The organism is Microbacterium alkaliflavum (genome assembly GCF_044325405.1).
Lineage (GTDB): Bacteria > Actinomycetota > Actinomycetes > Actinomycetales > Microbacteriaceae > Microbacterium > Microbacterium alkaliflavum.
The window spans coordinates 113,966-133,500 of record NZ_JBIQWL010000008.1; the positions used below are offsets into that span (position 1 = coordinate 113,966).

Genomic DNA, 19,535 nt, shown 5'->3' on the forward strand with positions numbered 1-19,535 from the left:
GCGCGAGCTGCACCTCGGTCGGCGTCGCGACGCCGGGAAGGATCGGGATGCCGGCATCCTGCGCCGCCCGCACGACGACCGGGTCGAGTCCGGGCGACACGAGATAGGCGGCGCCCGCGGCCTGGGCCTGCGCGACCTGCTCTGCCGACACGATCGTGCCCGCGCCGACGAGCTTGCCGCGCTCGGCGCCGAGGCGCACGAGCTCGCGCAGCGCGCGCTCGTCCTCGTCGGTCTGCAGCGGCACTTCGACCGAGTCGATGCCGAGGTTCCACGCGGTGGTCGACAGCTCGGCGGAGCGCTCCACGCCCATGCCGCGCAGGATCGCCATGACCGGCACGCGCCCGAAGATGGTCTCGAAGTCGGTCATGTCGTGGTCCTCTCGTCGACGGAGTCGCTCGTGGTCTGCAGGGTGAGCGCCGCGCGGTGATGCCCGCGCCGCAGGCGCTCGGCCGGGGCGAGGCCCTCGAGGAGCGCCGAGAGGTAGCCGCCCGCGAAGGCGTCGCCCGCGCCGACGGCTTCGACGACCTCGACCCGCAGCGCGGGCTCGAAGACGGCCCCCGAGCCGACGAAGGCCGTCGCGCCGACGTCGCCGTCCTTCACGACGAGCTCGGCGACTTCGGGCATGAGATCGCGGATGGATGCGGCATCCCCCGTGTCCCAGAGCACTTCGGCCTCATCCCGCCCGACGAACACGATGTCCGCGCGAGCCGCCAGCGCGAGCAGCGCGGGTCCTGCCGCAGCAGCGGACCACAGCGGCGCTCGGTGGTTGACGTCGAAGCTCACCGTCACCCCCGCATCCCGGGCCCGCCCGATCAGAGCCTCGAGGAAGGATGCCGCCGAGGAGGAGATCGCCGCCGTGATGCCCGACACGTGGAGCACGGCGACGCCGTCGAGGTCGACCGCCGAGGCGTCCGCGGCGGAGAGGAAGGAGGCCGCCGATCCCGCGCGGTAGTACCGCACGCCGTGGCCCGGGTCTTTGAAGTACACGCCGGTGGGATGCCGCGCATCGAACTCGACCGCCGAGACATCCACTCCCCGCTCGCCGAGCTGCCGCGCGATGCGGTGCCCGAGCGGGTCGTCGCCGAGTCGGCTGAACCACCGCGCCGGAACGCCGAACGAGGCGACGTGCGCCGCGACGTTCGACTCGGCGCCGCCCGCGTCGACACGGAAGTCCGCGGCATCCGTCAGCCTCTCCGCGGTCGCCGGCGTGACCATCGCCATGGTCTCGCCGACCGCGAGAAGTGCTCCCATCATCGCAGGTCGGTGACCGGAGCCGGGTCCATGTCGTCGAACGCCTGGTTCTCGCCCGCCATCGCCCACACGAACGAGTAGGCCGCGGTGCCGACGCCCGAGTGCAGCGACCAGCTCGGCGAGATGATCGCCTGGCGGTCGGCGACGACGAGGTGGCGCGTCTCCTCACGCTCGCCCAGCAGGTGGATGACGCGGGCGTCCTCGGGGATGTCGAAGTAGAGGTAGCACTCGGTGCGACGGTCGTGCGTATGGGCGGGCATCGTGTTCCACATCGAGCCCGGGTGCAGCTCGGTGACGCCCATCACGATCTGGCACGAGCGCACGCCGTTCTCGTGGATGTACTGGTTGAGCGTGCGGCGGTTCGAGGTGAGCTGGTCGCCGAGCTCGCGCACGGTGCCCTCACCGGGCGAGACGAGCGCGCTGGGGTACGACGTGTGCGCGGGCGCCGAGAACAGGTAGAACTGTCCTTCCCCGTCGAACGTGACGGACAGGATGCCGCGGCCGAGGTACAGGCACGCGCCCTTGACGAGCGTGTAGACCTCGCCGTCGGCGGTCACGGTGCCCGTGCCGCCGACGTTCACGATGCCGAGCTCGCGGTGCTCGAGGAAGTGGTCGCTGCGGATCTCGGGGTAGCCCGTGAGCTCGAGCGGGGCACCTGAGGGCACCGCGCCGCCGAGCACGACGCGGTCGTGGTGCGTGTAGACCAGACGGATCTCGCCGGGCACGAACACGTCGGGCACGAGGTACCGCTCGCGCAGGTCGGCCGTCGTCATGCCAGGGATCTGGTCGGGGTTGGTCGCGTAGCGCTGCTGCATGGCTGCTCCTGGATATCGGGGTGAAGGGGGTCTCAGCGCACGAGCCAGCCGCCGTCGACGGGCACGATGGCGCCCGTGACGTAGGCCGCGGCGTCCGAGGCGAGGAAGACGAAGGCGCCCTGCAGGTCGGCGGGTGTGCCCCAGCGGCCGGCGGGGATGCGGGAGACGATGGATGCCTCGCGCGCCGTGTCGGCACGCAGCGCCGCCGTGTTGTCGGTCGCCATGTAGCCGGGGGCGATCGCGTTGACCGTGACGCCCGAGGCGGCCCACTCGTTCGCGAGCGCTTTCGTGAGGCCCGCGACGGCGTGCTTGGACGCCGTGTAGGCGGGGACGAGGATGCCGCCCTGGAACGACAGCATCGACGCGACGTTGATGATGCGGCCATGGCCCTGCGCGATCATGTGCCGCCCCGCGGCCTGCGAGAGGTGGAAGACGGCGTCGAGGTTGACCGAAAGGACGTCGGTCCAATCCTCCGCGGCGTACTCGGCGGCCGGCGCACGGCGGATCGTGCCGGCGTTGTTGACGAGGATGTCGACACGGCCGAGCTCGCCGACGACCTCGTCGACCGCCGAGGCGAGGTCGGCGGGGGCCGCGCCGACGAGGTCGCGGCGCACGCTGTGCACGCGACGGCCGGCCGCCTCGACGAGGGCGATCGTCTCGGCGGGGTCGCCGCGATCGATGAGGGCGATGTCGGCGCCGGCCTCGGCGAGCGCGACCGCGGCGCCCTGGCCGAGCCCGCGGCTCGACCCCGTGACGAGGGCGACGCGACCGTCGAGGCGGAACGAGTCGAGGATCATGCGGCGGCCTCCTGTGCGGCGACGAAACGGGTGGTGAGCTCGCCGAGGCGCGAGACGCGCACCGTGACGGCGTCACCGTCGGCGAGCGGCCGGTGCACGGCCTGCGCGTCGGAGAGCTTCTGCGGCGTGCCTGTCGAGACGATGTCGCCGGGCTCGAGCGTGAGCACCTGGCTCAGATGATGGATGACGAACGCGACGCTGAAGATCGTCGTCGACGTCGACTGCGACACGGTGACGACGCCGTCGCGCACGACCTCGACGAGAAGATCCTGCGGATCGGGCACCTCGTCGGGCGTCACGACCCACGGCCCGAGCGGCGCGAACCCGTCGGAGCACTTGCCGAGCGCCCACTGGCTCTGCCGCCGCTGCCAGGCCCGATCGGAGACGTCGTTGAGGATCGTGTAGCCGCCGACGTGCTCGAGGGCGTCTTCCAGCGACACGCGCTGCGCGCGGCGCCCGATGACGATCGCGACCTCGCCCTCGTAGTCGACGTCGGTCGCGCCGGGCGGGATCACGACGGCGTCGCACGGACCCGCGAGCGTGTTCGGCGTCTTGACGAAGACGTCGGGCCACTCGGGGTCGTTCGCCGTCGGGTCGACGCCGTCGGGGACGTGCCCGCGGTAGTTGTAGCCGAGGCAGAGGATCTTTCCGGGCACGACGGGGGCGAGCAGGTCGGCGTCGTCGAGCCGCGGCAGGCGGGCCCGATCGTGGGCGTCGGTCTCGGCGCGGACGGCGGCGAGCAGGTCGGGGTCGCCGAGGATCGCGACGAGGTCGGCCGCGGCATCCGCGAGTTCGACGACCCGGTCGGTGCCCTCGGCGTCCGTCACGACGGACGCCGCGCGTGGACCCGCCGACGTGCCGATGGTGACGAGCCTCACCAGTAGGGCTTCCAGCCCGGGAGCGCGCGCCGCGTGAGCGCCTCGAGGTAGAAGTAGTCGCCCCAGAGGTTGCCCTCGTCGACGCCGTTGTCCTTCGGCAGGTCGTAGACGCCGTGCAGGAGCAGCGCGTCGGAGTCCTCGGAGCGCTCGGGCGTGTAGTTCTCGATGAGCGAGACGAGGATGGCGTGCGCCGCCGCCGTCGCGCGCGCAGCGCGCTCGGTGCCCGGCTCGAGGTCGGCGAGCTCGAAGAGCCCGCACACGGCGATCGCCGCCGCCGAGCTGTCGCGGGGCGCGTCGCTGCCGTCGTGGTAGACGAGGTCCCAGTACGGCACGTCGTCGGAGGGGAGGTGCGCGAGGAAGTAGTCGGCACACCGCCACGCCGCCTCGAGAAGCTCGGGGTCGCCCGTCGCGCGGTGGTTGAGCGCGAAGCCGTACACGCCCCAGGCCTGGCCGCGCGCCCAGCACGAGTCGTCGTGCGCGCCCTGCTCGGTCGCGCCGCGCAGCGGCTCGCCGGTGGAGGCATCCCAGTAGAAGGTGTGGAAGGTGGAGTCGTCCTCGCGGAGGATGTGCACACGGAGCTCGGTCGTGTGGCGGCGCACCGCCTCGGCGAAGCGCTCCTGGCCGGTCTGCTCGTACGCCCACGTGAGCAGCGGCATGTTCATGAGGCTGTCGATGATCGTGCGGCCGCGCTGCGCGGGGTCGGACAGGTCGCCCCACGCCTGGATGACGCCGGCAGGCTCGAGGTAGCGCAGCATCAGGTGGTCGGCCGCGAGGAGCGCCGCCTCGCGCGCGCTCTCGTCGCCGAGCAGGCGCCAGGGGGCGACCGAGGCGAGCGTGTACAGGAAGCCGAGGTCGTGCGTGTCGAGGTCTTCGCCCGCCCGCACGCGACGCTCGAAGTCGGCGGCGTGGCGGAGCGCGGCATCCCGGAATTCGCCGTCGCCCGTGAGCTCGAACGCGAGCCACTGCATGCCGGCCCAGAAGCTCGTCGTCCAGCCGCGGTTGCCGCCCTCGGGGAAGCGCCCCTCGGCGGGCCGCAGCGGGTAGCGGCCGTCGGTCGTGGTGTCGTCGGGATACAGGTCGCCGAAGGCGGTGATGTTGCGGCGAACGGTGGCGAGGGCTCCGGCGAGGGCCGGCTCCGCCGCCACGGCGGTCCGCTCCTGGGTCGGGGGCGTGGTCGTCATCGGTGTCGTGTTCCTTCGTCGGTCTTTCAGGCGGTCTTCGTGTCTTCGATGGCGAGCACGGGCCGGAGGGTGAAGCGGGAGTTGGCCCACGCGAGGTAGAGGGCGGCGGATGCGGCGATCCCGATCGCGATGGCGGGCAGCGACGCGAAGAGCGCGGCCTGCGCCGCCAGCACGAGGAGCGAGACGGCCGATAGGTACCAGCGGCGCACGGCGAGCCAGGCGCTCGCGCGGAGGAGGTCGCGCAGCCGCGCGCCGGGCTCCTCCGCGATCGCGACGAAGGCGAGGAGTCCGATCCCGAGGGCGAGCAGAGTCAGCACGCCGAGAAAGGGGATCGCCACGACGCCGAACGGCGAGTCCGAGAAGAACCGCACATCGACGAGCAGCACGACGACGAGTGCCGACAGCATCCCGCCGAGGGCGACTGCGGGGCGCCAGGTCGCCCGCCAGCCCCGCACGAAGTCGCGGGCGACGCTCGTCGAGCCGGCGGCGTGCTCGCGGAACACCGCGAACGCCGCCGTGACGCCGGGTGCCGCGAAGGGCGCCGCGATCGCGAGGAGCGGCCACGACCGCGCGGGGTCGGTCATCACGAGCAGCACGACCAGCGGGAGGCTCGCGACCAGCAGGAGCGCGTTCGTCATGAGGCCGAGGTAGACGACGCCGAAGACGTTCGCGTACGACTCGTGAGAGATGCGGCGCAAGGCGTTCATCCCTTCATTCCGCTCGTCGCGATGCCCTCGATGAAGAAGCGCTGGCCCAGCAGGAAGATGATCGCGATCGGGATGATCGAGATCGTCAGGCCCGCGAACAGAAGCGCGTAGTTCGTGTCGTACAGGTTCGAGACGAAGCTCTTCAGGCCCAGCTGGATCGTCCAGAGGTCGGGGTTGCGCAGGTAGATGAGCGGTCCGAGGTAGTCGTTCCACGTGCTCACGAAGGTGAGCAGGGTCAGCGAGGCGAGAGCGGGGATCGACAGGGGCAGCATGATGCGGCGCCAGATCGCGTACTCGCTCAGGCCGTCGAGGCGGGCCGCCTCGGAGAGCTCCTCGGGGATGGTCTCGTAGTACTGCTTCATGAGGAACACGCCGAACGCGCCGAACGCCTGGATGAGGATGATGGCCCACAGCGTGTTGGAGACCTTGAAGTTCGAGAGCAGGATGAACTGCGGGATCATGTACGACTGCCACGGCACGGCGATCGTGCCGATGTAGACGAGGAACAGCACGTCGCGACCGGGGAAGCGCATCTTGGCGAAGCCGTAGGCGGCGAACGATCCCGTCAGCACCTGCAGGAACGTCACGACGACCGCGAGCACGAGGGTGTTGCGGATCCACGTGAGCATGTTCGACTGCGTCCAGATGTCGACGTAGTTGCTCCACACGAATGTCTCGGGGAACCACTTGATCGGCACCGAGAAGACTTCGTTGGCCGACTTCAGCGAGCTCATGACCATCCAGAAGAACGGCAGGAGAAGGCCCGCGGCGGCGATGACGAGCAGCGTGTAGCCGACGATGCGGAGCAGACGCTGTCGCGGCGTGAGCTTCGTCTTGTCGACGGGCGGCGGGGACTGCTCCTCCGCGACACCCTGCAGCTGCCGGCGGGTGATGGGGCTTTCGATGGCGGTCATCAGTAGCTCCTCCGCTTGTTCCAGAAGAACTGGATGATCGTGACGACGATGCACATGAGGAAGAGCGCGACGGCGGCGGCGGACGCGTAGCCGAACTGGCTCTCCTCGAAGCCCTTCTTGTAGATGAACTGCGACAGCACGAGGGTCGACTGGCCGGGCCCGCCGTTGGTCATGACGAGGATGAGGTCGAAGATCTTGAACGAATTGATCGTGAGCATGACCGTGACGAAGAACATCGTCGGGCGCAGGCACGGCAGCGTCACGTTGAAGAACCGCTGGAAGACGTTGGCACCGTCGACGCGGGCGGCTTCGTGCAGCTCGCGGGGCACCGTCTGCAGGCCCGCGAGGAACAGGATCATGTAGTAGCCCATGTCGCGCCATGTGCTCACGATGACGACGGCGGGCATCGCCCACTCCGCCGAGGTGAGCCATCCCGGCGGATTCTCGAAGCCGATGAACCGCAGGATCTGGTTGATCGGCCCGTAGTCGGGGCTGAAGAGCAGGTTCCACACCACCGCGATCGCGACGATCGAGGTGATGTAGGGGAAGAAGGCCGCGGTGCGGAAGAACGCGATGCCGCGGAGCTTGTTGTTCAGGAGCAGCGCGAGGCCGAGCGACACCGCGATCGTCAGCGGGATGTGCATGACGGAGTAGTACAGCGTGTTGACGACCGCGATGCGGAAGCTGCCGTCGCCGAGCAGGCGCTGGAAGTTCGCGAGGCCGATCCAGTCGGCCTTGCCGAACACGTTCCAGTTCGTGAACGACATGTAGAACAGCGTCACGACGGGCACGAGGGTCAGCAGAGCGAACCCGAGGAAGTTCGGGAGGATGAAGCTCCAGCCGATCAGGGTGTTGCGCAGCGCCAGCTTCGACCGCCGTCGGCGGGGTGATGCGGGCGGTTTCGCGGCGGTGGCGACGTCGTCGGCGACGAGGCTCGTCATGGGGTCCTCCTGAGGGGGAAGGTCGAGATGGCGGGGCGGCCGGACAGCTCACGCAACGGCCCGGCCGCCCCAGGTCGGTCAGTCGAGACCGACCTCGTTCTTCACGCGGTCCTCGGCGGTCTTGATCGCGTCGTCGATGCTGGAAGAGCCCGACATGACAGCCGTGTGCAGGTCGCCCAGGATGCCCTGGATCGCCGCGGTCTTGCTCGACGTCGGGTTCTCGGGCTTGGTCTCGTGCGTCGAGAAGGCGAACTTCGACAGGTCGTCGGTGGGTGCGCCCTTGACCGAGAAGTACGTGTCGACGACCGAGTCGTTCAGGAGCGCCGGCGTGATGCCGATCGCGGCGAGCGCCTTGGCGGCGTCCTCACTCGAAGCGAACTCGAGGAACTCCTTGGCGGCGGTGACCTTCGCCTTGTCGACGTTGGCGTTGATCGAGAAGCCGGTCGGGTCGCCGAACGTCACCGGAGTGTTGTCGAGTCCCGTCGTCTTCGAGTCGAGCTGCGGGATCGGCGCGATGCCCCAGTTGAAGGTGTCGGCGTCGCCCGAAGCCTGCTGCGCGATGAGCGTCGCGACGAACCACGTGCCCATGGGCAGCATCGCGGCGTTCTGCTTGCCGAACTCGCCCTGGTAGGTGAGCTGGTTCGCGCTCGAGGTGTTGAAGTCGACCTGCGAGCCGTCGTTCTGCAGGGCGAGGACGCGGTCGTAGTAGGGCTTGAGGTAGCCGTAGTCGCCGCTCAGGATGTCGCCGTCCTTCGACTGCGCGTTCGCGAAGCCCTGGACCGTCGACTGCCAGCGGTGCTGGTAGGTGCCCTTCGCGGCGCTGCCGGCGGCGCTGAGGCCGTCGGTGAGCTTTGCTGCGGCTTCGTCGTAGTCGTCCCACGTCCATGTGCCGTCGGGGTAGTCGACGCCGGCCTTGTCGAAGAGGTCCTTGTTGTAGAAGAGCACCCAGGAGTCCTGGCGGTAGGGCACGCCGTAGGCCGTGCCGTCGACCTCGTACGACGAGGTGCCGCTGATGCCGTCGGGCAGCTTGACGTCGGAGACGTCCATGAGCTGGCCGCCCTCCTGGAAGGTCGTGACGTACTTGACCTCCTTCTGCGTGATGATGTCGGGGCCGACGCCCGCGGCGAGGTCGGCGGTCACGAGCGTGTTGTAGTTCGCCGGGTCGTACTCCTTGAGCTCGACCGTGACGTCGGGGTGCTTCTCGTGGAACGCGTCGGCGAGCGTCTGGAACTCGGGCGTCGTCTGGAGGCTCCAGCCCGAGAGCGTCAGGGTCACAGGACCCGACGATTCGGTGGGCTCGTCGCCCGAGCCGCCGCTGCAGGCGGCGAGCGACAGCGTTGCCACGACGGCGATGCCCGCCGCTGCTGCGAACTTGCGCTTCATTGTGATGCTGCTCCTTTGCGAGTGCAGATTCGGGACCCTCCATCGGGTCCGGGGGGTCACCGGGTCGTTTGGACGATCCGGAGGTCTGGAAGGGGCGTCGTCGTCGCGACGCCGTCGGGCCACGTGACGCGGGCCTCGCCCGCGACGGTCTCGAGCCGCGCGGCGCCGAGGTCGGCGGCCGCGCCGGCGAGCTCGACGATGACGGCCACGCGCTCACCCGCGATCGCGGGGAACGTCACGACGGGCACGCTCGCCGTCGCCCCGAGGGGCGTCGAGTCGGGGCGCTCCTCGACGCCTGCGCTGCCCGGCCCGAGGAGGGGATGGATGCCGCTGCTCAGCCGTGCCGTCGTGGCGCGGGCCGTCTCGTTCACCGCCGCCGCCGCGTCGGCGACCGCCCACCCGCCGACGCGGAGGGTCAGGACGCGGTCGAAGCCCGGCTCGAGCGAGTCGACGTCGACGATCCGCACCTCCCACGGGCCGCGCGCGAGGGAGCGGACGGTGAGGCGGCCGGCGACCATGACGTCGCCCTGGATGCCCGAGCCGTGGCGCACCTGGGTGTCGGCGGGCTCGATCCAGTGCGCGGGCCAGGTCGAGGCGGCGACGCCGACCGGGGTCTCGCCGTCCGCGTCGACGTGCACGTCGAGAAGCTCCATGGCGGCGCGGTGCGTCGCCTCCCCCGCGTCGTCGACGAGGGCGACGGACTGCTCGAGCGGCTCGCGCCAGGCACGGCCGTTGGCGAGCGGAGCCGTCGCCGTCGAATAGCCGAGCCGCGCGTACAGCGGCGAGTCGCCGACGAGCGAGCCCTCGATCGCGTGGTCGGTGCCGTGGTTGATCACCCGCACGATGCCGTCGGCGCGCGTGCCCGAGACGAGCCAGCCGGCCGCGCGCACGGCGCGCAGCGAGTCCGACGTCTCGACGGGCAGCGGCTCGGCGGGCGCGCTCCACACGGGGTGGTCGGCGGGGAGCGAGATGCCGAGGAGCCCCTTCGTGGCCCAATACGGCGACGCGGGCCCGGAGTAGGCCTGCGCGAGGCGACGCCAGTCGCCGTGCCAGCCCATGCTGAGCAGGTCGCGGGAGTCGGGCACGCCGTTGCCCTCGAAGTGGCCGACGACGCGGTTCGCGGCGTGGCGCAGGGCCCCGAGCGAGGTGGAGGGGACCTCGGCGAGCGCGCCGACCCAGAACGGAGCGGCGGCGGCGAAGCGGTAGATGAGGCTGCGGCCCTGGATGAGGGGCGACCCGTCGGCGCCGACGAGCGCGACGGCGTCGCGAAGGAAGCGGTCGAGCAGCGCGATGTCCTTGACGGTGCGGCCGCCCGCGAGCTCGGGCGCGCCCTGCATGCGCGACCACAGCACGGGGTAGAGGTGCAGCGCCCAGCCGACGTAGTGGTCGTAGGAGCGCTCGTCGCCGTCGGAGAGCCAGCCGCCCGGGCGGGCGAACGAGTCGTGCAGGGCGAGGTCGTCGGCCACGTCGCGCGGCGACCACGGCCCGCCCACGGAGCGGAGGAAGGTCTGCACGACGAGCCGGAACCAGAGCCAGTTCGTGCGGGGGTAGGTCGCGTCGCCGACGGCGGGCGAGAAGTAGGCGATGACCCGATCCTGCGTGACGCGGTCGAGCCGGTCCCAGATCCACGGGCGCGTCATGTCGAGGATGAGGGCGAGCGAGGCGGCCTCGACCTTGGCCTGAGGGTGCTCGTCGAGCCGCACCCAGCGGTCGGGTGCGTCCGGGTCGACTCCGGTCTGGATGCCGCGGGCATAGAACTCGATGAGGTCGTCGACGCCCTGGCCGCGCTCGCCCGCGATGCGGAAACCCGCGAGCAGGAACGTGCGAGCGAACCCCTCGAGCCCGTCGACGGCGTTCCCGTAACCTCCTTCCGCACCGGGAGGCGTGATGCGAGCGTGGCCGGGCGAGGCCCAGGCCTGCGCGCCGGCGAGGAGACGGTCCGCGTACCGGAGCCACTGCGCGCGGCTCCAGTCCGGCGTCGATGCGCCCTGCGGGGTGTCGTCGTTGCGCGTCACCGTCGTTCTCCTTTGAAGTCCTTCGCGGCCCAGACTGCGGCCGTTTGGGAGATTAGCAATCAATTTCGTTCATAGCAACACATTGTTTTTCCTTCTTGATCGTTTATGATCGTTTACATGACGACCGATGTGGCATCGCGGCTGCTCGACGAGCTGCTCCCGTGCTCGGAGGCGCTTCCCGTCGCGCCCGCGAGCGACCGCACGGTCTGGGATCCCCGAGCCCTGGACGCCGTCACGATCGCCGATCTCCTGGGTCGGGCCGAGGCGGATCTCGACACGTCCTGGCCTCTTCCCCTCGCGAGCCAGGCGGCGCGCGTGCATCGCGACGGCGACCGCTCGGAATGGGAGTCGCTCGCCTTCGCGCGCCAGCGACGCCTGAGCCGCGCCGCCGTCGCCGCAGCCGTCACGCTCGAGGTGCGCTGGATCGACGAAGTGGCCGACGGCGTCGTGCTGCTGTGCGAGCAGAGTTCGTGGTGCTGGCCCGCCCACGACGACACCTCCGTGCGCCACGGCGCGGTCCTCGCGACGGTCGACGACCCGTTCCTCGACCTCGGCGCCGGCGAGGTGGTCGGCCAGCTCGCCTGGATCGACCGGCTCCTCGGCGCGCAGCTCGACGACCGCTACCCGGGGCTGCGCACCCGGATGCGCCGCGAAGCACACCTGCGTGTCGTCGACCCCTTCCTGCGCCGCCGCGACTGGCACTGGCTCGGACTCGACGGCGACGTGCACAACTGGAACCCCTGGATCCACGGCAACGTGCTGCTCGCGGCGCTGCAGCTGCTCGACGACCCCGCCCTCCGTGCCGAAGTCGTCGCCCTCGTCGTCGAGGGGCTCGACCGCTACATCGCGGCCCTCCCCGACGACGGCGCGATCGACGAGGGCTACTCCTACTGGTGGAACGGCGCGTGCCGTGCCCTCGAGGCTCTCGACCTGTTCGCCTTCGCGACCGAGGGGCGATGGGATGCCGCGTCCAGCGTCGCCGGGTTGCGCGAGACCGTCGCGTTCCCGCACCGAACGCATCTCGGCGGCGACTGGTACCTCAACCTCGCCGACGGGCAGGCCCGCCCGACCTGGGAGCAGCCCTGGCACGCGCTGCACCGCGCCGCGCGGCGCGTCGGCGACGACGACGCGCGGCGCCACGCGGCGGCGCAGCGACGCGACGGCGAACCGCTCGTGACCGAGCGTGAGGGGCTCGGCCGCCTGCTGCGCGGGCTGACCGACGCCGCCTGGCGCGCCGAGGAGCCGACGACCCCGCCTCTCCCGCGCGATGTGTGGCTGCCGTCGACGCAGGTGCTCCTCGCGCGCGAGCACGCCGGCTCGACACAGGGCCTGACGCTCGCGGTGAAGGGCGGGCACAACGCCGAGCACCACAATCACAACGACGTCGGCTCGTTCGTGGTCGCGGTCGACGGCGTGCCCGTGCTCGTCGACGCGGGCCGCCCGACCTACACGGCGGCGACCTTCGGACCGGACCGCTACGAGATCTGGACCATGCAGAGCACGTGGCACAACGTGCCCGAGATCCGCGGCACCGCGCAGCCCGCGGGCGCCGAGTACGCGGCATCCGCCGTCGCCGCCTCGGTCGCCGACGCGCGGTCTGCGCTCGCCCTCGAGCTCGCGGGCGCCTACGACGCGCACGGGCTCGTCTCCTGGCGGAGGGATGCCGCGCTGGAGCGCGCCGCGGGACGCGTCGTCGTCGACGACACGTGGGAGCTCGAGCCGTCGACGGGTGCCGACGAGCCGCCCACGACCGTGCGCCTGCTCGCCGCGGGGCGCGTGGAGCCGCTGTCCGACGGTGTGCGCGTGACACCGCTCGACGGTGCGCGCCCCGTCGTCGTGCGCTGGCCCGCCGAGGTGCCCGCGACGCTCGTCGCGAAGCCGCTGCACGACCCGATGCTCTCCGACGTGTGGGGCGACACGCTGACACGCGTCGACCTGCTCGTCACGGACCGCCGAACCCTCCGCGTCACGGTAGAACTGGACGCAGCCACCGACAAGGACCCCCGATGACCGATCAGCCGAACCACGCTCCGCTCGCCCCGGCGCGTCGCGCCCACGTGCTCGCCGCGCTCTCGCGCGACGGCATCGTGCGCGTCTCGCAGCTCATCGACGACCTCGGCGTGACGCCCGTCACGGTGCGGCGCGACCTCGCGCAGCTCGAGGAGGAAGGCCTGCTCGTGCGGGTGCACGGCGGCGCCGTCGTTCCTGACGGCAACGGGCACGCCGAAGCCGCGGGCACGGCGGACGACGCCGTGACCGACGCATCCGATTCCCTCGCCGTGCTCGTTCCCTCGCTCAACTACTACTGGCCCAGCGTCGTGCGCGGCATGGAGCGCGAGGCGCGCCGCCGCGGCTATCGGCTCCTGCTGCGCGGCGCCTCGTACGAACTGCAGGACGAGCGGCCCGTGCTCGAGCGGCTCGTGCACTCGGACGGGGTCAAGGGCCTCATCGTCGCGCCGAACACCGACACGCCCCACGCGCAGGACGTCGTCCAGTGGCTCGCGCAGTGCGGGGTGCCGAGCGTCCTGACCGAGCGCGACGCGTTCGTGCTGCCCGATCGCACGCCGGTCGAGTCCGTGACGTCGGACCACGCGCTCGGCGCCGTGCTCGCCGCTCGTCACCTCGCCGATCTCGGACACCGCAAGGTGGGACTCGTGCTCTCGCGCGACTCCCCCACGTCGCGGAAGATCGCCGCCGGATGGGAGGCGGTGTGCGACGAGCTGGGCCTCACGCCGACGCAGCATTTCGAGCACTTGCTGCCCGACCGCAGCAGCCTCGACTTCTCCGACGCAGTGAACGCGTCGCTCGACCGGGCGATGGAGAGCGGCACGACGGCCCTCCTCGTGCATCCTGACGCCGAGGCGATGGCCTTCGTCGACCTCGCACTCGCCCGGGGCATCTCGGTGCCGGGGGATCTGTCGCTCATCGCCTACGACGACGAGGTGGCGGAGCTGTTCACACCGGCCCTGACGGCCGTGAGCCCGCCGCGGATGGACGTCGGCGCCGCCGCCGTCGACCTCCTCATCCGCCGCATCCAGGAGCCCGACCGCCCCGTCCACCGCGTGACCCTCAACCCGACGCTGCACGTGCGCGAGTCGACGGCGCCGCCGCGCTCTCACTGATCGATGATCGACCCGTTCGAGTTCTCGCCGTGGGACTTCTGGACCCGCGCCGACGCAGCGGCCCACGACCGCCAGCGCGCCCTGCTGTCCGGGCTGGGTGAGCGCCCCGGGCATGAATTGGGTGAGGGATGCTTCGTCTCCGAGCTCGCGTCCGTCGACAACGACGCGCTGCGACTCGGAGACCGGACATACGTCGCGGCCGGCGCGTACCTGACCGGATCGCTGCGGGCCGGGACCGACTGCAGCATCAACCCGTACGCCGTGGTGCGGGGCACGGTCGAACTCGGCGACGGCGTGCGCATCGGCGCGCACACGTCGATCCTCGGCTTCAACCACACGATGAGCGACCCCGAGCTGCCCGTCTTCCGGCAGCCGCTCACGGCGAAGGGCATCCGTATCGGCGACGACGTGTGGGTCGGGTCGCACGTGGTGATCCTCGACGGCGTCACGGTCGGCGACCACTCGGTGCTCGCGGCGGGAGCCGTCGTCACGAAGGACGTCCCCGCCGGAGCGATCGTCGGCGGCAACCCCGCGAAGCTGCTGCGGTGGCGCATCCCTCCCACCGGACCCCGTGGCGACCTGGGCGCCCGGCTCGCGGCGTTCGCCGATCGGGCCCGCGACCAGGCCGGCGACGTGCTCGACCGTTCGTGGGAGGGCTCGCTGTTCGCCGACCGGCCGGGCGTGGCGCCGACCGTGCGTGCGCAGGCCGACGCGATCGAGATCGCCGACCTGCTCCTGGGCACGGCGCCGCCGCAGGCGCCCCTCGAGACTCAGATCGAACGGCTTCGGGGATGGCAGGATGCCGCGACCGGCCGTGTGCCGCGGCTCTGCTCGCCTGCAGCAGAGCCCGACGACCCCGATGTCGCGTATCACGTGCTGTCGGTCGGCTACGCGCTCGACCTGCTCGACTCGGGGTTCGCGCATCCGCTCACGCTCGTGACGGCGTCGTCGGCGGGCGAGATCGCATCGTTCGTCGACGGCCTGCCGTGGGGCGACCGGGCCTGGCACGCGGGGCACTGGGTGGACGCGCTCGGCACGGCGCTGCTCTGGTCGAAGCGCCGCGGCGACGCGCTGCCGACGGGCATCCACGAGTCCCTCCTCGGCTGGCTCGTGACGCACGCCGACCCGGCCACCGGCATGTGGGGCCCGATCGGGGCCGACGGCAGCCGACTGCAGATCGTGAACGGCTTCTACCGCGCCTCGCGCGGCACGTTCGCACAGTTCGGGATGCCGCTGCCCTACCCCGAGCGCGTCGTCGACACCGTGCTCGCGCACGTGCGCGACGACCGGTACTTCCGGCCCGACCGGCACGATGCGTGCAATGTGCTCGACGTCGCGCATCCCCTGTGGCTCACCCGAGCGACCGGCTACCGCGCCGAGGAGGTCGCGGCGACCGCCCGCCGGCTGCTCGCCGACGCGCTCGACCGGTGGGTGGACGGCGAGGGCTTCGGCTTCCGCGCGCCGAGCCGTGACGACCCGTCGCGCGAGGCATCCCGACCCGGGCTGCAGGGCACCGAGATGTGGCTCGCGACGATCTGGTACCTCGCGGACCTCGCGGGCGTCTCGGACGCGCTGGGCTACCGCCCGCGCGGAGTGCATCGTCCCGAGCCCGCCCCGCTCTGACCCGAGCGGCTCAGCGACCGAATCCAGGGTCACCCCACCCCCGGTCCCCGAGCTTGTCGAGGGGTCGACGCCGAACGACACGCTCCTCGGGAGCGCGGGCCTCGACGCTTCGACAAGCTCAGCGACCGAATCCAGGGTCACCGACGACACAAGAGGGATGCCGCGACCCTCTACGGCCGCGGCATCCCGTTTCTTGCTGTCCGTCAGTTGCAGGACGCCGCCGGGTAGGCCGCCTCCAGCGTCGCCTGGGTCGGGTGTCCGTCCACCACAGCGGACACCACCACCCCTGCCGACCCCGCCGGAACGCTCGCGAGCTTCGACGTGAACGTCGCCGACGTCTTCTTGCCCGCCCCGAGGTCGTCGATCTTCTTCGTGCCGTACGCCGTCGTCAGCGCCACGTCGAGCGGCACGTCGTCGGTGTTCTCGACCGACACGACGAGGGTCACCTTGCCGGCGACGCAGCGCGTGACCGCCGTCGCCGTCGCCTGCAGAGCCGGCGCGACCTTCTTCTGGAACGCGACCGTGTAGGTCTTGCTCGCTCCCGACGGCGCGGTCACGCCGATGGTCGCCGTCGGCGTCGCGGCCGTCGCCTGCGCGACGTTCACCGTCGCGTTGCGGTCTACCCCGATCGCCGCGACGGTCGGCAGTGCGCCGCCGTCCCAGTCGACCGTGTACGTGGTCTGCTCCGGCGTGAAGGTCGGCAGCGCGACGCCGTTCACCGTGATCCGCGCGAGATCGGCGACCGCCGAGGCCGACGGCGTCGCGGCGTAGATCTCGACCTCCGACACGATCATGTGCGTGTTCGCATTGGCCGTCAGGACGAAGCGCACGGCATCGGCGTCGACATTCAGCGGGATGTCGATGATCGGCGCGGTGCCGCTCGCCGGCGTCGAATCGGTCACCGTCGGACCGGTCGTCCACGCACCCGTGCCGGTGCGGTACTCGACCGTGATCGACTGCGCCCAGCTGTTGGTGCCGTCCTTGTAGAAGTACAGCTTGGCGTGCTGCACCTTCTCACTCTTCGCGAGCGTGTAGGTCAGGGTGTCGGTCGTGTTCTTCGTGCCCGACTTCCAGTTCGACCAGCCCTTGTCGCTCGTCACCCCGTTCTTCGTGCGGTCGACGCTGTAGCTCGCGCTCTCCGTGAAGGTCGCCGCGGCCGTCGACGCCGGGGCGACGTTCTTCTCCGTCGCCGTCGTGAGGATGACCGACAGCTTGGCGGGCACCTGCGGGTTCGCGGGGTCGGTCGTGGTGGCCGTGCCGGACACGGTCACGACTCCCGGCGACGCGAGCTTCGCGGCATCCACTCCCGTCCAGTCCCACGTGACGGGCACGGCGACGGTGCCGCCGCTCGTGCCGGCCTCGGCCGGGACCGTCGTGGGCGCGGCGCCCTTCACCTGCGCGAGCGAGATGCCCGCGTAGGTCGTGAGCGAGACGGGCTGCGTCGCGGCGAGCGGTCCGACCTCGACCGTGGCCGTGGTCTGGAAGGCCGTCCCGAAGACGTCGGTCCCCGTGCCGGGCACGGTCTTGGAGCCCGCGGCCGACCAGTCGATGCCCGCCGTGTTCCACGTGATGGCCGCCGTGCGCTCGACGTTGCCGGCGTAGACGAGCGTCACCTGAGCGGGCAGCTGCGGTGCGACACCGGTCGCCGTCGCGGTGCGCACGTCCTTGACGCCGGTGACCGCGACATCCGCGAGCGTCCAGCGCTGGTTGCTGCCGCCGTTGGAGGTGTAGAGCCCCACCGACGCGCCGTCGGCCGTGCTCTGCCCGTTGACGTCGAGCACCTGCTCGCCCGCCACGCTCAGCAGCGAGTAGGTCTTGCCGTCGGTCGTCGACGCGATCCACTGGAGGGCGGGGTCGGATGCCGCGGCTTCGACTGTCTTGGTCGAGAGCGTCGTGCCTCCGCCCGACGTGCCGAGCAGGCGTCCGTCGCGGTTCTGCAGCACGAAGCGCTGACGGTCGGTGCCGGCGCCCTCGAGGGTGTGGACCGTCCACGCCTGAGCCGTCGCACCCGCGGCCGTCGTCGCCGACGTGCGGATCGCGAGCGACGACGGGTCGGCCGCGAGGGCTTTGCCGCTCTGCACGCCGAGGAGCTGGTAGGTGTGTCCGTCGCGCAGCACGGGCGCGTTCGCCGAGACGCCCGAGACGCCGCTCACGACGAACGTCGTGACCGACTTCGCCGGGACGCTGACCGTCGCGGTCTTGGACACGCCGTCGATCGCGACGGGTGCGCCCTGCGTGAGGGCGTTGGCCTCGGGGTCGGACGCCGGCGACTGCGTCGTGACGATCGGGGTCACCGTCGCACCGGGTGCGATCGTGCCGAACTGCGAGAGGTCGATCGTGACGTCGCGCGCCGACGCGTCGGTGTTGACGTGCACGAGCGTCACGCCGTCGCCGTCCGCCTGAAGGGCGGCCGTCGTCTGCGTGTTGTCCGTCGGGATGATCTCATCGCCCGGGTGGATGTAGTGCGTGAAGTTGCGCGTCGTGTTGTACTTCGCGTTGGTCAGCACCTTGCACGTCGGGTCGGCCTCGCCGGCCGCGATGCGGCGCAGCGACTTGCCCTCGGCGTTGCAGTCGAAGTCGATGAAGACGCTGCCCCAGTTGAGGTTCTCGACCTTCTGCATGTTGTACAGGTCCTCGACGGGCTGCCAGAACACCCACGCGCTCGGCTCGAGCTCGCGCAGGTCGTCGACGATGCGCCCGGCCATGCCGAGGCCGTTCTCGATGTTGACCTGGTTGAAGCCCGTGCCGTCCCAGTCGCCCTCGACCTCGCTCATCCACAGCGGCTTGTCGGAGCTCTTCGCGATGTCGCGCGCGACGAGGCGGTCGCCCGTGCCGTACGTGTGCACGTTGAGCTGGTCGACCTTCGACTTGGAGTCGGCCGACCAGGCCTTCCAGTTCGTCGTGAAGATCGTCGGGTTGGTCTCGTCCATCGCCGAGATCTTCACATCTGTGCTGGTGCCGGGCTGCGCGAGGCGCGCGGCGAGCTTGCCGATCATCTCGTTCTGCGCGGCGGGGCCGATGTGCGCGCCCTCCTGCCGGCTCGCCGTGGTCGGCCAGCCGTTGGTGCCGAGCCGCGTCGACCAGTAGTTCGTGTTCGGCTCGTTGAAAGGGTCGAGCGTGTCGAACTCGATGCCGTACTGGTCCTCGAGGTGCTCGACGACGTTCACGAGGTACGACGAGAACTTGTCCATGTCGGCCGAGCCGAGCTGCTCGGCCGTCGCGTTCGTGCCGCCCGAGACGAAGCCGCTCTGCGTCAGGAAGTAAGGCGGCGAGTTGCTGAAGGCCTCCCAGTGGGTGATCTTGTCCTTCAGCGCCTCGATCCACCAGCGCTGGGTCGCATCGGCGTTCCAGTCGTAGTTCACCTCGCTCTCGCCGTCCCAGGCCGCGTTGTAGCGCAGGCGGTCGGCGAAGGTCGAGGTGATGGGCCCCTGCGCGTCGGAGAGGTTCGCGTTCGCGTTCCAGTAGCCCTCGACGGCGCCGCCGGGACGCAGGTACGACGGCACGTCGGTCGCGTTGCCCCCGCCGATGTTGTAGCGCGCGATGTTGAGGTTGAGGCCGTCTTCGCCGAACACCTTGTCGAACAGCGCCTGGCGCACGTCCGCCGGGTAGCCGCCGGTCGCGTTGGCGAACCAGACGAGGCTCGTGCCCCAGCCCTCGAAGGGCGCAGAGGCGTACGCGGGGTTGGGGGTGATCCGCACCGGCGTGTTCGCTGCGGACGCGGCGGGCACCACCGCCGTGGCCGTGACCGAGGCGGCGATCATGGCGGCGACCGCGGTCGTCGCCAGGACTCTTCGTGACGGCATTGTCTTCCACTCCTTTGCGGCGAGCCTTCGTCGGCCCGGGATCGGATCGCGTTGTTTACGTAAACAGTTAGCGAGAACATTCGGATCCTAGCGATCAGGCTCGGC

The 19,535-nt window shown here is 70.9% G+C and carries 14 protein-coding genes and 1 pseudogene; 3 read left to right on the forward strand and 12 right to left on the reverse strand.

Annotated elements, in window-relative coordinates; translation table 11 throughout:
- From ACH3VR_RS18095 to ACH3VR_RS18145, 11 genes and pseudogenes are all read right to left on the reverse strand, one after another.
- Positions 1–367: pseudogene (locus ACH3VR_RS18095) on the reverse strand (2-dehydro-3-deoxyphosphogluconate aldolase); the annotation flags it as partial.
- On the reverse strand, positions 364–1,254 hold the full coding sequence (locus tag ACH3VR_RS18100; protein ID WP_397557711.1) for a sugar kinase: 891 nt from the start codon (positions 1,252–1,254) through the stop codon (positions 364–366). The gene ACH3VR_RS18100 and the pseudogene ACH3VR_RS18095, both read right to left, overlap by 4 nt.
- Positions 1,251–2,066: a 5-dehydro-4-deoxy-D-glucuronate isomerase gene (kduI, locus tag ACH3VR_RS18105; protein WP_397557712.1), complete on the reverse strand. Its 816-nt coding sequence runs from the start codon at positions 2,064–2,066 to the stop codon at positions 1,251–1,253. Before kduI ends, ACH3VR_RS18100 begins: the two co-directional genes overlap by 4 nt.
- Positions 2,067–2,098: 32 nt before the next feature.
- Positions 2,099–2,863: a 2-dehydro-3-deoxy-D-gluconate 5-dehydrogenase KduD gene (gene kduD, locus ACH3VR_RS18110; protein WP_397557713.1), complete on the reverse strand. Its 765-nt coding sequence runs from the start codon at positions 2,861–2,863 to the stop codon at positions 2,099–2,101.
- Positions 2,860–3,741 (reverse strand): fumarylacetoacetate hydrolase family protein, encoded by an 882-nt coding sequence (locus tag ACH3VR_RS18115; RefSeq protein WP_397557714.1) that lies wholly within the window; start codon positions 3,739–3,741, stop codon positions 2,860–2,862. The genes kduD and ACH3VR_RS18115 overlap by 4 nt, the downstream gene beginning before the upstream one ends.
- The gene (locus ACH3VR_RS18120) at positions 3,738–4,922 is read right to left on the reverse strand and encodes a glycoside hydrolase family 88 protein (RefSeq protein ID WP_397557715.1); all 1,185 of its coding nucleotides are present in this window, start codon (positions 4,920–4,922) and stop codon (positions 3,738–3,740) included. Before ACH3VR_RS18120 ends, ACH3VR_RS18115 begins: the two co-directional genes overlap by 4 nt.
- Positions 4,923–4,948: 26 nt before the next feature.
- Complete coding sequence (locus ACH3VR_RS18125) at positions 4,949–5,629, reverse strand: DUF624 domain-containing protein (protein WP_397557716.1); 681 nt, start codon at positions 5,627–5,629, stop codon at positions 4,949–4,951.
- A complete protein-coding gene (locus ACH3VR_RS18130; protein ID WP_397557717.1) occupies positions 5,626–6,543 on the reverse strand; it encodes a carbohydrate ABC transporter permease in 918 nt (305 codons plus the stop codon). The genes ACH3VR_RS18125 and ACH3VR_RS18130 overlap by 4 nt, the downstream gene beginning before the upstream one ends.
- Positions 6,543–7,484, reverse strand: coding sequence for a carbohydrate ABC transporter permease (locus ACH3VR_RS18135; protein ID WP_397557718.1), 942 nt, complete (start codon positions 7,482–7,484; stop codon positions 6,543–6,545). The genes ACH3VR_RS18130 and ACH3VR_RS18135 overlap by 1 nt, the downstream gene beginning before the upstream one ends.
- A 78-nt stretch (positions 7,485–7,562) precedes the next feature.
- Entirely contained in the window at positions 7,563–8,867 is a 1,305-nt protein-coding gene (locus ACH3VR_RS18140; protein ID WP_397557719.1) for an ABC transporter substrate-binding protein, read from the reverse strand.
- 56 nt (positions 8,868–8,923) lie between these two features.
- Positions 8,924–10,882: a DUF2264 domain-containing protein gene (locus ACH3VR_RS18145; RefSeq protein ID WP_397557720.1), complete on the reverse strand. Its 1,959-nt coding sequence runs from the start codon at positions 10,880–10,882 to the stop codon at positions 8,924–8,926.
- Positions 10,883–10,999: 117 nt separating this feature from the next.
- On the opposite strand from ACH3VR_RS18145, the gene ACH3VR_RS18150 reads away from it, so the two are divergent.
- From ACH3VR_RS18150 to ACH3VR_RS18160, 3 genes are read left to right on the forward strand one after another with little or no spacing between them, the layout of a single operon-like run.
- Complete coding sequence (locus ACH3VR_RS18150) at positions 11,000–12,892, forward strand: heparinase II/III domain-containing protein (RefSeq protein WP_397557721.1); 1,893 nt, start codon at positions 11,000–11,002, stop codon at positions 12,890–12,892.
- Entirely contained in the window at positions 12,889–14,004 is a 1,116-nt protein-coding gene (locus ACH3VR_RS18155; RefSeq protein ID WP_397557722.1) for a substrate-binding domain-containing protein, read from the forward strand. The genes ACH3VR_RS18150 and ACH3VR_RS18155 overlap by 4 nt, the downstream gene beginning before the upstream one ends.
- A 3-nt stretch (positions 14,005–14,007) precedes the next feature.
- A complete protein-coding gene (locus ACH3VR_RS18160) occupies positions 14,008–15,627 on the forward strand; it encodes an acyltransferase (protein ID WP_397557723.1) in 1,620 nt (539 codons plus the stop codon).
- A gap of 203 nt (positions 15,628–15,830) precedes the next feature.
- Here the strand turns inward: ACH3VR_RS18160 and ACH3VR_RS18165 are convergent, their stop codons facing one another.
- Positions 15,831–19,430, reverse strand: coding sequence for a glycoside hydrolase (locus tag ACH3VR_RS18165; RefSeq protein ID WP_397557724.1), 3,600 nt, complete (start codon positions 19,428–19,430; stop codon positions 15,831–15,833).
- Positions 19,431–19,535 lie beyond the last annotated feature (105 nt).